General features: G+C 67.5%; 11 protein-coding genes. 6 read left to right on the forward strand and 5 right to left on the reverse strand.

From position 1 onward, the window contains the following. Positions 1-12 precede the first annotated feature (12 nt). The 3 genes from KV397_RS07170 to tkt are packed head-to-tail and all read right to left on the reverse strand — an operon-like array spanning position 13 to position 4,837. Positions 13-1,620 (reverse strand): glucose-6-phosphate isomerase, encoded by a 1,608-nt coding sequence (locus KV397_RS07170; RefSeq protein WP_261812528.1) that lies wholly within the window; start codon positions 1,618-1,620, stop codon positions 13-15. Then, on the reverse strand, positions 1,617-2,729 hold the full coding sequence (tal, locus tag KV397_RS07175; protein ID WP_261812529.1) for a transaldolase: 1,113 nt from the start codon (positions 2,727-2,729) through the stop codon (positions 1,617-1,619). Before tal ends, KV397_RS07170 begins: the two co-directional genes overlap by 4 nt. Beyond that, a complete protein-coding gene (gene tkt / locus KV397_RS07180) occupies positions 2,726-4,837 on the reverse strand; it encodes a transketolase (RefSeq protein WP_134354025.1) in 2,112 nt (703 codons plus the stop codon). Before tkt ends, tal begins: the two co-directional genes overlap by 4 nt. A gap of 251 nt (positions 4,838-5,088) precedes the next feature. On the opposite strand from tkt, the gene KV397_RS07185 reads away from it, so the two are divergent. Next, positions 5,089-5,994 carry a heme o synthase gene (locus KV397_RS07185; RefSeq protein WP_047519996.1) on the forward strand — a complete coding sequence of 302 codons (906 nt, stop codon included), beginning with the start codon at positions 5,089-5,091 and terminating at the stop codon, positions 5,992-5,994. Positions 5,995-6,062: 68 nt separating this feature from the next. Here the strand turns inward: KV397_RS07185 and KV397_RS07190 are convergent, their stop codons facing one another. Together KV397_RS07190 and KV397_RS07195 are read right to left on the reverse strand one after the other, a co-directional pair. After that, positions 6,063-6,500 carry a tetraspanin family protein gene (locus KV397_RS07190; RefSeq protein ID WP_248540533.1) on the reverse strand — a complete coding sequence of 146 codons (438 nt, stop codon included), beginning with the start codon at positions 6,498-6,500 and terminating at the stop codon, positions 6,063-6,065. A 65-nt stretch (positions 6,501-6,565) separates the two neighbouring features. Further along, positions 6,566-7,696 (reverse strand): COX15/CtaA family protein, encoded by a 1,131-nt coding sequence (locus tag KV397_RS07195; protein WP_261812530.1) that lies wholly within the window; start codon positions 7,694-7,696, stop codon positions 6,566-6,568. Positions 7,697-7,929: 233 nt separating this feature from the next. On the opposite strand from KV397_RS07195, the gene sufB reads away from it, so the two are divergent. From sufB to KV397_RS07220, 5 genes are read left to right on the forward strand one after another with little or no spacing between them, the layout of a single operon-like run. Beyond that, a complete protein-coding gene (sufB, locus tag KV397_RS07200) occupies positions 7,930-9,348 on the forward strand; it encodes a Fe-S cluster assembly protein SufB (RefSeq protein WP_131491175.1) in 1,419 nt (472 codons plus the stop codon). Beyond that, positions 9,348-10,553, forward strand: a complete 1,206-nt coding sequence (gene sufD / locus KV397_RS07205; RefSeq protein ID WP_261812531.1) for a Fe-S cluster assembly protein SufD — start codon at positions 9,348-9,350, stop codon at positions 10,551-10,553. Before sufB ends, sufD begins: the two co-directional genes overlap by 1 nt. Further along, positions 10,550-10,876, forward strand: a complete 327-nt coding sequence (locus tag KV397_RS07210; RefSeq protein WP_131491174.1) for a non-heme iron oxygenase ferredoxin subunit — start codon at positions 10,550-10,552, stop codon at positions 10,874-10,876. Before sufD ends, KV397_RS07210 begins: the two co-directional genes overlap by 4 nt. A gap of 3 nt (positions 10,877-10,879) precedes the next feature. Next, a complete protein-coding gene (gene sufC / locus KV397_RS07215; RefSeq protein WP_047520007.1) occupies positions 10,880-11,650 on the forward strand; it encodes a Fe-S cluster assembly ATPase SufC in 771 nt (256 codons plus the stop codon). A 9-nt stretch (positions 11,651-11,659) separates the two neighbouring features. After that, a complete protein-coding gene (locus tag KV397_RS07220) occupies positions 11,660-11,989 on the forward strand; it encodes a metal-sulfur cluster assembly factor (protein WP_021200756.1) in 330 nt (109 codons plus the stop codon). Positions 11,990-12,006 lie beyond the last annotated feature (17 nt).

Below are 12,006 nucleotides of genomic sequence, written 5' to 3' on the forward strand. Positions count from 1 at the left end.
ATTCTCCTGCTGTTACTTCTGTGCGGCTTCGAAGAGGGCGAGCACGTCGTCCGAGGACTCGGTGATCGTCAGCGTGACGACGGGACGTCCGTGCTCGGCGAGCACGGCGGCGTCACCGGCGGCCTGGGCCTGGATGAGCTGCCCGAAGGTGAAGGGACGATCCGGGATCTCGAGATCGATGTCCGTGCGCTCGAGGATCTGCAGGAACACCCCCTGCGCGGGACCGCCCTTGTGATACTGGCCGGTCGAGTGCAGGAACCGCGGACCCCATCCGAAGGTGGTCGGTCGTCCGGAGTCGGCGGCCACCAGTTCGCGCAGGCCCTGGAGCTGAGGCACCTCGAGCCGGTTGACGTAGGCCTGGATCGACACGTAGCCGTCGGCGGGGAGCTGCGCCCAGAGTGCGTCCAGGACGCCCTCGACGGTGCCGGAGGCCGCGAGTGCCGGGTCGGACACACGCACCTCGACGCCGTTCTCGACGAAGGCCGGGGCGGTCGGCTCGGGGCGTGCGTCGAGAAGGCCACGGGCGGCGACCTTGGCCGATTCGACATCGGGCTGATCGAAGGGGTTGATGTGCAGCAGGTGGCCCGCGATCGCGGTCGCGTACTCCCAGACGATGAGCTGCGCGCCGAGCGTCCCGCTGACGAGGATCTCGCCCTCGTAGCGTTCGTGCAGGTGGAACTCGTTCGCGTCGTCGACGAGCCGCACGATCTGCAGGTCGGCGGGCACCGGGTCGAGCTCCGGGGAGACCGGAAGGAGGACGACCGGGAGGATACCGGTACCGTCCTTGCCGGTGGACTCGGCGATGAGCTGCTCGATCCAGTCCGGCAGACCCTTGATGTGCGTGCCGTCCGTGATCAGGCCGAGCTTGTCGCGACGGGGGTTCGTCGCGGCGATGGCCGCACCGAGGCGGAGCGCCGGGTTCTCGGCGGAGTCGACGGCCACCTCGAGGGACGAGGCCTCGGCTTCGTTCAGCAGCTCGTCGATGTCGACGCCCGCGAGACCTGTCGGCACCAGTCCGAACGCTGTGAGCGCTGAGTAGCGCCCTCCGACGTTCGGGTCGGCGTTGAAGACGCGGTACCCTGCTTCGCGCGCCGACGCATCGAGCGGGGAACCGGGGTCGGTCACGACGACGATGCGTTCCACGGGGTCGATGCCGAGGTCGCGGAAAGCGGCCTCGAAGGTACGACGCTGCGAGTCGGTCTCGACCGTGGACCCGGACTTCGACGACACGACCAGAACGGTGCCCTCGAGCCCTTCATCCAGGGCGGCGAGCACCTGGCCGGGAGCGGTCGAGTCGAGGATGGTCAGCGGCATCCCTGCGGTTTGTGCGATGACCTCGGGAGCGAGCGAGGAGCCTCCCATGCCTGCCAGGACGACCCGCGTGACCCCTTTGGCGTGGAGGTCGTCGCGCAGGGCGACGATTTCGGCGACGAGGGGGCGCGAGACCGAGACGGCCTCGACCCATCCGAGCCGGATCGACGCCTCCGCCTCTGCCGCGGTACCCCAGAGCGTGGGATCTCCGCCGGTGATGCGGGAAGCGACGAGATCGTGGACGAGGCTCGGCACCGTCTCATCGATCGCGGCGCGCGCGGCTCCGGATGCGTGGATGGAGAACGTCATCGCTGGGACTCCAGACCTTCGGCGACCTGCGTCAGCAGATCGTGCCACGAGTCGATGAACTTCGCGACGCCCTCGTCCTCGAGCACCTGGGTGACATCGGTGAAGTCGATGCCGACCTCGGCGAGTCCGGCGAAGACGGCGCGGGCTTCTTCGTAGCCGCCCGTGATCGTGTCGCCGGTGACGACGCCGTGGTCGAACGTCGCCTCGAGGGTCTTCTCCGGCATCGTGTTGACGACGCCCTGAGCGACGAGCTCGGTCACGTAGAGGGTGTCGGGGAGTGCGGGATCCTTGACGCCCGTCGAAGCCCACAGCGGACGCTGCGGGTTGGCTCCGGCATCGAGCAGGTTCTTGGCGCGGTCACCGGCGAAGCTCTGCTCGAAGAGCTCGTAGGCGAGGCGGGCGTTCGCCAGGCCCGCCTTGCTCTTGAGCGCCTCCGCGGCGTCGGTCCCGATGGCGCTGAGACGCTTGTCCGTCTCGGTGTCGACCCGGGAGACGAAGAACGAGGCGACCGAGTGGATGGTCGACAGGTCGATGCCGGCTGCCTTCGCGGTCTCGAGTCCGGTGAGGTAGGCGTCGATGACCTCTGCGTAGCGCTCGAGGCTGAAGATCAGCGTGACGTTGACGCTGATCCCGGCGCCGATCGCCTCGGAGATCGCCGGGAGACCCGCCTTGGTCGCCGGGATCTTGACGAGCAGGTTGGGGCGGTCGATCTTCGCCCACAGCTCCTTGGCCTGTGCCACGGTGCCCGCGGTGTCGTGGGCGAGGTCGGGGGAGACCTCGATCGAGACACGACCGTCGACGTGGTCTGACGCTTCCCAGACCGGGCGGAAGACGTCGAGTGCCGCGGCCACGTCCTGCGTGGTGGCGGCGAAGACCGCCTCCTCGGCGCTCGCCCCGGATGCCGCGAGCTCGGTCACCTGCGCGTCGTACGAGGTGTCGTTCTTGTCCGTGATCGCGTTCGCGAAGATCGTCGGGTTCGTGGTGACTCCGACGATGTTGCGCGACGAGATCAGCTCGGCGAGGTTGCCGGAGGAGATGCGGGTGCGGGAGAGGTCGTCGAGCCAGATGCTGACACCTGCGGCGGCGAGCTGTGCGGTGGGGGTGCTCATGCGTTCTCCTTGGTGCTGTGTGCGGCGATGGTCTCGCGTGCGGCCGCGATGACGGCCTCGGTCGTGATCCCGAATTTCTCGAACAGGGTCTTGTAGTCGGCGGAGGCACCGAAGTGGTCGATGCCGATCGAGCGACCGCGGTCGCCGACGATCTCGCGCCAGCCGAGCACCGATCCCGCCTCCACGGAGACGCGGGCCGTGACGGAAGCCGGAAGCACGCTCTCACGGTACGCCTCGTCCTGCTCGTGGAACCACTCCAGCGAAGGAGCGGAGACGACGCGGACGTTCACACCTTCCGCGGCCAGCGCCTCGCGGGCGCCCACGGCGAGCTGCACCTCCGAGCCGGTCGCGATGATGATGACGTCGGGCGTTCCGCTCGGTGCTTCGGCCAGGACGTAGGCGCCCTTGGACGCGTTGTCGGCGGAGGCGAACACGTCGCCCGAGGCCGCACCGTCGCCGCGCTCGAACACCGGGATGTTCTGCCGCGTCAGGGCGATGCCGGCGGGGCCCCCGTGGCGACGCAGGATCTCCAGCCACGCGGCCGAGGTCTCGTTCGCGTCCGCGGGGCGCACGACCGTGAAGTTCGGGATCGCGCGGAGGGTGGCGAGCTGCTCGATCGGCTGGTGGGTGGGCCCGTCCTCGCCGAGGGCGACCGAGTCGTGCGTCCAGACGAAGACGGACGGGATGTCCATGAGCGCCGCGAGGCGAACCGCGGGCCGCATGTAGTCGCTGAAGATCAGGAACGTGCCGCCGAACGCGCGGGTCGGGCCGTGCAGCACGATGCCGTTCACGATCGCACCCATGGCGTGCTCGCGGATGCCGAAGTGCAGCACGCGTCCGTACGGGTTGCCCGACCACTCGTGGGTCGACCACTCGGTGGGGATGAACGACGGCGCATCCTTGATGGTCGTGAGGTTCGACTCGGCGAGGTCAGCCGATCCGCCCCACAGCTCGGGGAGCTCGGCGGCGAGGGCGTTGATGACCTGGCCGGACGCGGCGCGGGTCGACACCTCCTTGCCGGACTCGAACACGGGCAGCGCGCCGGTGATGTCGGCCGGGAGCTCCTGGGCCTCGAGCCGGTCGAGCAGGGCTTTCTTCTCCGGGTTCGCCGACGCCCAGGCGTCGAACGACTCCTGCCACGCGGCACGTGCCTCGGCAGCGCGAGCGGCGAGACCACGCGTGTGGGCGATGACCTCGTCGGCGACCACGAAGTTCTGGTCGGGGTCGAAGCCGAGGACCTTCTTGGTCGCGGCCAGCTCGTCGGCACCCAGGGCGGAGCCGTGGATCTTGCCGGAGTTCTGCTTGCCGGGCGAGGGCCAGCCGATGATCGTCTTGAGGATGATGAGCGACGGCTTCGAGGTCTCGCCCTGAGCGGCCTCGATGGCCGCGTTGAGCTCGGCGACGTCTTCGACGTACTCGCCGGTCTTCTTCCAGTCGACGACCTGGACCTGCCAGCCGTAGGACTCGTAACGCTTCGCGACGTCCTCGGTGAAGGCGACGTTGGTGTCGTCCTCGATCGAGATCTGGTTGGAGTCGTAGATCGCGATCAGATTGCCGAGCTGCTGGTGGCCGGCCAGAGAGGAGGCTTCGCTCGTGACGCCCTCCTGCAGGTCGCCGTCACCGGCGATCACGTACACGAAGTGGTCGAACGGACTCGTGCCCGCAGCGGCTTCGGGGTCGAACAGGCCGCGTTCGTAGCGGGCGGCGTAGGCGAAGCCCACGGCCGAGGCGAGTCCCTGGCCGAGAGGTCCGGTCGTGATCTCGACGCCCTTGGTGTGCCCGTACTCCGGGTGTCCGGGGGTCAGCGAGCCCCACGTGCGAAGCGCCTTCAGGTCGTCGAGCTCGAGCCCGAAACCACCGAGGTAGAGCTGCACGTACTGGGTGAGGGAGGAGTGCCCCACGGACAGGATGAAGCGGTCGCGGCCCAGCCAGTCGGTGTCGGTCGGATCGTGGCGGAGCACCCGCTGGTAGAGGAGATACGCGGCCGGAGCGAGGCTCATCGCCGTGCCGGGGTGCCCGTTGCCGACCTTCTCGACGGCATCGGCCGCCAGGATCCGGGCGGTGTCCACCGCACGTCGATCGATCTCATCCCACTGCAATTCCGACACGTTCATGCCCTTTCCGACAGTTTCGAGGGCGCCCGTATTCCCTGGCGCATCCGCAACTTCCCTGGCGCATCCTGCACCGTCGCGGGGACGGGTGGAGGGGAGTGCGCAGCGCCGGGCGCGCGAGTGCTTTCAGCATAGCGAAGACGACTGTCGTGCTACGCGGATCGACGGCGCAGAGGACGTCACGCCGTGTCATACACTGGAGAGGTTGTCCGGTTACGTGCGCGGAGGAGGCGATCGAGATCTCGACGATGTCTGATCAGACCGTGAGGAAGTCGTCCATCGGTCGCACGGTGAAGGCGTACGTGACACTCACCAAGCCGCGTGTCCTCGAGCTGCTGCTCGTGTCGACCGTGCCGGTGATGTTCCTCGCGCAGGGCGGGCTGCCGGACCTCTGGCTCGTGCTGGCCACCGTCATCGGCGGATCCCTCAGCGCCGGTTCCGCGGCGGCGTTCAACATGTACCTCGACCGCGACATCGATGCGCACATGCATCGCACCGAGAACCGGCCGCTGGTGACCGGCGAGGTCAGTGCGCGCGGCGCACTCGTCTTCTCGTGGACGCTCGCGATCACCTCGACCGTCTGGCTGCTGGTCACGACCAACTGGCTCACGGCGACGCTCTCCGCCACGGCGATCTTCTTCTACGTCGTGATCTACACGATGATCCTCAAGCGCCGCACCGAGCAGAACATCGTCTGGGGTGGCATCGCCGGGTGCTTCCCGGTGCTCATCGGCTGGTCCGCCGTGACCGGCTCGCTCGACTGGCCGGCGTTCATCCTTTTCCTTCTCGTGTTCCTGTGGACCCCGCCGCACTACTGGCCGCTGTCGATGAAGTACAAGGACGACTACGAGGACGTCGACGTCCCGATGCTCGGGGTCACGCGCAACGCCTCGCAGGTCGGCCTCCAGGTGATCCTGTACGCCTGGGCCACGGTCGCCTGCTCGCTCCTGCTCGTGCCGATCGCGGACATGGGGCTGGTGTACACGGTCTCCGCCGCGGTGTTCGGCGGATGGTTCATCTACGAGTCGCATCGCCTGTACAACCGTGCGGTGCGCGGTACCGAGCCTCGCCCGATGCGCGTGTTCCACGCTTCGATCACCTATCTGACGTTGATCTTCGTCGCGGTCGCGGTCGATCCGCTGCTGCCATTCTGACCACTCCTCGAACACGACGGGGCGGCACCGATTCTCGGTGCCGCCCCGTCGTGTTCCCGCTCGGGTGATCAGCGGGTGACGGAGGGGTCGTCCTCGGTCTTCTCGTCGGCCGCCTGCTCGACGGTGCCGGGGGCACCGTCCGCGGGGACCTCGGTGGTCGGGACCGCGGTGGACTCGGGTGCGACCGGAGTCGACGGCTCCTCCGCCTCCACCGTCCAGTCGATCGTCTCGACGACGGCCGGAGCAGGGGCGGGGACGAGCGAACGCGCGGCGACAAGTCCGAGCGTCAGCAGGATGCCGACGATACCGGCGGCGAGCACGCCGGCGCCCACGACGACGAGCGACTGTCCGACGTACACCTCGATGCCGGTGGCGGTGCCATCGAGCAGCGTGCTGGTCATCGTGGCGATCTGACCGGAGATCAGCCATCCACCCACCGCGGTCGCGGCGAGGGAGACGACGAGCAGGAGCCAGAAGCCGATGCTTCGTGAGAGTGACTTGTTCATGCGGCCATCATCGCCGACCTGCTGATGAGTCGGCGATGCGGCGCCTGTGCATCGCCTGTGCGACGTCAGTCTTCCGCAGGGACCGGACGCCGCAAGCGCAGCACGACCACCGTGTAGGTCGCGGCCGAGAGTGCGGCCAGGACCATGTGGATGCCGACCAGCACCGGGGGGAGTCCTTCGCGGGCCTGCCACACGCCGACACCGACTTGCACGAGGATCGCGAGGACCAGCACGAGCAGCCAGCGCCGGGGTTCCAGACGGAGCACCCAGGCAGCGATCGTCAAGAACAGCACCAGGCCGGCGAGGATGTATCCCGGCCAGGAGTGCACATGCGCGAGCACGGTCGCATCGAAGCCGTGGCGCAGCACGTCGGCGTCACCGGAGTGCGGACCGGAACCGGTCGTCAGGACGCCGAACAGGATCGTCATGGCCAGGACGAGGCCGGTCAGGTGGGTGACGATCGCGAACCAGGTCGGCACCGCGCGCTCGCGCGGCCCAGGCGCGGTCTTCAGACGCACCAGGAAGGCAGCCGTGACGCACACCAGCAGCAGTGATGACGCGTAGTGGAATCCCACGATGAAGGGGTTGAGTCCGGTGAGGACCGTGATGCCGCCGACGAGCGCCTGTGCCACGACGCCCGCCAGGACGATCCAGGCCAGAGTGACGAGATCGCGTCGTGCGGCGGTCGTGCGCACCGAGTGGACCGCGGCCGCGATGATCGCGAGGAGGAGGACACCCGTCGCGAAGGGGAACGCGAGAGGAGCCTCTTCCGCTCCGGACAAGCGGGAGACGAGGGTCACGAGGAAGTAGGTGAGAACGGCTCCCACGATGCCGCCGACGGCGAACCACAACGCCCGGACCAGGCCGCGCTTCCCGCTGTACCGACGCAGGACCAGGAGCACGACCACGAGCGCGATGATCCCGACGACTCCGGTCATCAGGCGGTTGCCGAACTCGATCAGGCCGTGGATGCCCTGCACCTCGAAGACCGGGACGAGGGACTCGGGAGTGCACAGCGGCCAATCCGAGCAGCCGAGTCCCGAACCGGTGAGGCGCACGGCGCCACCGGTGCCGATGATGATGGTCTCGCTGAGGAAGGAGAGCCAGGCGAAGACCGTCAACGCACGGCCCCACAGCGCTGAACGCGGCGGTGCCGTGTCCGTCTTCGGGGAGGCGGGGATCATCGTCTCGGGCATAAGTCCTCCGGACCGCGCGCGACGCGGCGGGCATGGCCCGTCTGTCAGGCGGAACCTGTAGAATCGGATTGTTGCGATGAGCGCTGACCGCGCTGAAGCATCGTCAACAGTTTAGGCGCGATGGAAGCGCCGGTGATGAGGGCCCACCAACGGCACCCGCTCCCGCAGACTCGACGGGGATCAGGTGTGTCGGGGCGGATGACACCGTTTGGGACCTGTGAGGAGAGTGTTGGATGTCGGATGTACTGATCGACCGCCCGGAGCTTGACGGTCTGGGGGTGTACGAGTTCGGCTGGCACGATGAGGACGCTGCGGGTGCCATCGCGAAACGCGGTATCTCGGAAGAGGTCGTCCGCGGCATCTCGGCCCTCAAGAACGAGCCCGAGTGGATGCTGAAGACCCGTCTCAAGGGCTATCAGCTCTTCGGGCGCAAGCCGATGCCGACGTGGGGCGCAGACCTCAGCGAGATCGACTTCGACAACATCAAGTACTTCGTCCGCTCCACGGAGAAGCAGGCGCAGTCCTGGGAAGACCTTCCGGCCGAGATCCGGGACACCTACGAGAAGCTCGGCATCCCCGAGGCCGAGCGTCAGCGCCTGGTCGCCGGTGTCGCCGCTCAGTACGAGTCCGAGGTTGTGTACCACCAGATCCGCGAGGACCTGGAGCAGCAGGGCGTGATCTTCATGGACACCGACACGGCTCTGCGTGAGCACCCGGAGTTCTTCGAGGAGTACTTCGGCACCGTCATCCCCGCGGGTGACAACAAGTTCGCCGCGCTCAACACGGCCGTGTGGTCGGGCGGTTCCTTCGTCTACGTCCCCAAGGGCGTGCACGTCGAGATCCCGCTGCAGGCGTACTTCCGGATCAACACCGAGAACATGGGCCAGTTCGAGCGGACCCTGATCATCGCCGACGAGGGCAGCTACGTCCACTACATCGAGGGCTGCACGGCTCCGATCTACAAGTCGGACTCCCTGCACTCGGCCGTCGTCGAGATCATCGTGAAGAAGAACGCCCGCGTGCGCTACACGACGATCCAGAACTGGTCGAACAACGTCTACAACCTGGTCACCAAGCGCGCCGTGGCGCACGAGGGCGCGACCATGGAGTGGGTCGACGGCAACATCGGCTCCAAGGTGACGATGAAGTACCCGTCGATCTACCTGATGGGCGAGCACGCCAAGGGGGAGACGCTCTCGGTCGCCTTCGCCGGCCCCGGTCAGCACCAGGACGCGGGCGCGAAGATGATCCACATGGCGCCGTACACCCAGTCGTCGATCGTCTCGAAGTCGATCGCGCGTGGTGGCGGGCGTGCCGGCTACCGCGGCGAGGTGCGCGTGGACGCCGCGGCGCACCACTCGGCGAACACCGTGCGGTGCGACGCCCTGCTCGTGGACACCAAGTCGCGCTCCGACACCTACCCGGCGATCGACATCCGTGTCGACGACGTGCAGCTCGGCCACGAGGCCACGGTCTCGAAGGTGAGCGAGGAGCAGCTGTTCTACCTGCAGTCGCGCGGAATGCCCGAGGACGAGGCGATGGCGATGATCGTGCGCGGCTTCATCGAACCGATCGCACGCGAGCTGCCCATGGAATACGCGATGGAACTGAACAAGCTCATCGAGATGGGCATGGAAGGATCGGTCGGCTAGTGACCGCCGCTACGACAGCGCCTGCCGAGGCGCAGCACACGAACGCGCACATCGACCCCGCGGCCCAGGTCGCAGAAGCCGGATTCGTCCCGGTGCAGACCCGCTCGGAGCGGCCGCACTCCTTCGAACCTTCCGACTTCGGTGCCCCCACCGGGCGCGAGGTCAACTGGAAGCACACCCCGATCGCGCAGCTCACCCCGCTGTTCGAGGTCGCGTCACCGAACGACGGCGTCAGCTACGCGCACAGCGCGGGGGAGCAGTACATCGCCGCCCCGCTCGCCGTCGGCGCGGAGCCCCGTGGTCAGGTCTTCCTCGCGGAGGACATCACGGCCGCCGTCGCCTGGCAGGGCAGCTCCGAGGCCCTTCACGTGCGCATCCCGCGTGAAGAGGAGGTCGCAGAGCCGATCTTCATCGCCATCACGGGTCTGGGCGCTGAGCGTCGGGCCGATGCGCACATCGTCATCGAAGCGCTCGAGCACAGCGCGGCGACGGTCGTCCTCCAGCACACCGGCTCCGCGCAGTACGCGCAGAACGTCGAGATCATCGTTCGCGACGGGGCGAAGCTCACCGTCATCAGCCTGCAGCAGTGGGCCGATGACGCCGTGCACGCCGCCGCGCACCAGGCCAGGGTGGGCGCGGATGCGACCCTCAAGCACTTCGTGGTCAGCTTCGGTGGCGGCGTCGTGCGGGTCAACCCGAGTGTCGAGCTCGCCGGTGCCGGCTCCGAGGGGTACCTCTACGGCCTCTCGTACGCGGACGCCGGGCAGCACCTGGAGAGCCAGGTGTATCTGCACCACAAGGGGCCGCACACGAAGGGCGACGTCCTCTACAAGGGGGCACTGCAGGGACAGAGCGCCCACAGCGTCTGGATCGGCGACGTGCTGATCGGTGCGGACGCGACGGGCACCGACTCCTACGAGGCGAACCGCAACCTGGTGCTGACCGAGGGCGCGCGCGCCGACTCGATCCCGAACCTCGAGATCGAGACCGGCGACATCCTCGGTGCGGGCCATGCCAGCGCCACCGGTCGTTTCGACGACGAGCAGCTCTTCTACCTCCAGGCCCGCGGTATCACGGAAGAAGAAGCGCGACGACTCGTCGTGCTCGGCTTCCTCACCGACATCGTGCAGCGTCTCGGCATCCCCGCTCTCGAGACCGAGTTGCTGGCGGCGATCGAGGCGGAGCTCGCCGAGGTGAGTGCATGACCGCCGAACGCGTCTGCGGTGTCGCCGACCTCGAGCAGGACACGCCTCTGCGCGTCGACCCGGGTGGTGTGCCCATCACCGTGATCAAGGACGGTGACGGAGTCATCCACGCCATCGGCGACACCTGCACCCACGGCGACATCTCGCTGTCCGAGGGGTTCGTCGAGGGAGACACCGTGGAGTGCTGGGCGCACGGCTCGGCCTTCTCGCTGCTCACCGGCAAGCCCCAGAATCTCCCCGCATATGAGCCCGTCCCGGTCTACGTCGTCCAGATCGACGGCGACGACGTGCTCATCGATCCGACTGTGATTAAGGAAGTCTGAAGAATGTCTGTTCTCGAGATCCGCGACCTGCACGTGACGGTCGAGACCGAGGCGGGGACCACCCCGATCCTCAACGGAATCAACCTCACCATGAACACCGGTGAGACCCACGCCATCATGGGCCCCAACGGCTCCGGCAAGTCGACCCTGGCCTACACGATCGCAGGTCACCCGAAGTACACGGTGACCTCCGGTTCGATCACCTTCGACGGCCAGGACGTCCTGGAGATGAGCGTCGACGAGCGCGCTCGCGCAGGACTGTTCCTCGCGATGCAGTACCCGGTGGAGATCCCCGGCGTCACGGTGACGAACTTCCTGCGTACTGCGAAGACCGCGCTCGACGGCGAAGCACCGGCGATCCGCGGGTGGACCAAGGACGTCAAGGCCGCCATGTCGAACCTGCGCATGGACCCGAAGTTCGCGCAGCGCAATGTCAACGAGGGCTTCTCCGGCGGTGAGAAGAAGCGTCACGAGATCCTGCAGCTCGAGGTGCTCAAGCCGAAGTTCGCGGTCCTCGACGAGACCGACTCCGGCCTCGACGTCGACGCGCTGAAGATCGTCTCCGAAGGTGTCAACCGTGCGAAGGAGTCCACCGGGCTCGGCGTGCTGCTGATCACCCACTACACCCGCATCCTCCGTTACATCCGTCCCGACTTCGTCCACGTGGTCGTCGCGGGCAAGATCGTGGAAGAGGGCGGCCCGGAGCTCGCCGACCGGCTGGAGAACGAGGGATACGACCGTTTCCTCGACCCTGCAGCCCCTATCGAGGCGTAGGCTGATCGCATGACAGCGACCCTCACGGACGAGAAGTACGACGCGGTCACCGAAGCTCTCAAAGACGTCATGGACCCCGAGCTCGGGATCAACGTCGTCGACCTCGGCCTCATCTACGACCTCGCCTGGGATGACGAGAACGATGCTCTCGTCATCCACATGACGCTGACCAGCGCCGGGTGCCCGCTCACCGATGTCCTCGAGGACCAGACGGCTCAGGCTCTGGACAGCGTCGTCGATCGCTTCCGGATCAACTGGGTCTGGATGCCGCCGTGGGGTCCGGAGCGGATCACGGACGACGGGCGTGACATGATGCGCGCTCTCGGCTTCGCGATCTGACCGTCACGGAGGACCGT

Origin of the sequence: Microbacterium aurugineum (genome assembly GCF_023101205.1) — a bacterium.
GTDB classification, from domain to species: Bacteria; Actinomycetota; Actinomycetes; order Actinomycetales; family Microbacteriaceae; genus Microbacterium; species Microbacterium aurugineum.

What these genes read in the sequence shown, in the direction of transcription:
- KV397_RS07195 (WP_261812530.1), bottom strand. Translation starts at nt 7,696, where the DNA reads ATGCCCGAGACGATGATCCCCGCCTCCCCGAAGACGGACACGGCACCG.
- KV397_RS07185 (WP_047519996.1), top strand. Translation starts at nt 5,089, where the DNA reads ATGTCTGATCAGACCGTGAGGAAGTCGTCCATCGGTCGCACGGTGAAG.
- sufC (WP_047520007.1), top strand. Translation starts at nt 10,880, where the DNA reads ATGTCTGTTCTCGAGATCCGCGACCTGCACGTGACGGTCGAGACCGAG.
- KV397_RS07220 (WP_021200756.1), top strand. Translation starts at nt 11,660, where the DNA reads ATGACAGCGACCCTCACGGACGAGAAGTACGACGCGGTCACCGAAGCT.
- KV397_RS07170 (WP_261812528.1), bottom strand. Translation starts at nt 1,620, where the DNA reads ATGACGTTCTCCATCCACGCATCCGGAGCCGCGCGCGCCGCGATCGAT.
- KV397_RS07210 (WP_131491174.1), top strand. Translation starts at nt 10,550, where the DNA reads ATGACCGCCGAACGCGTCTGCGGTGTCGCCGACCTCGAGCAGGACACG.
- sufB (WP_131491175.1), top strand. Translation starts at nt 7,930, where the DNA reads ATGTCGGATGTACTGATCGACCGCCCGGAGCTTGACGGTCTGGGGGTG.
- KV397_RS07190 (WP_248540533.1), bottom strand. Translation starts at nt 6,500, where the DNA reads ATGAACAAGTCACTCTCACGAAGCATCGGCTTCTGGCTCCTGCTCGTC.
- tal (WP_261812529.1), bottom strand. Translation starts at nt 2,729, where the DNA reads ATGAGCACCCCCACCGCACAGCTCGCCGCCGCAGGTGTCAGCATCTGG.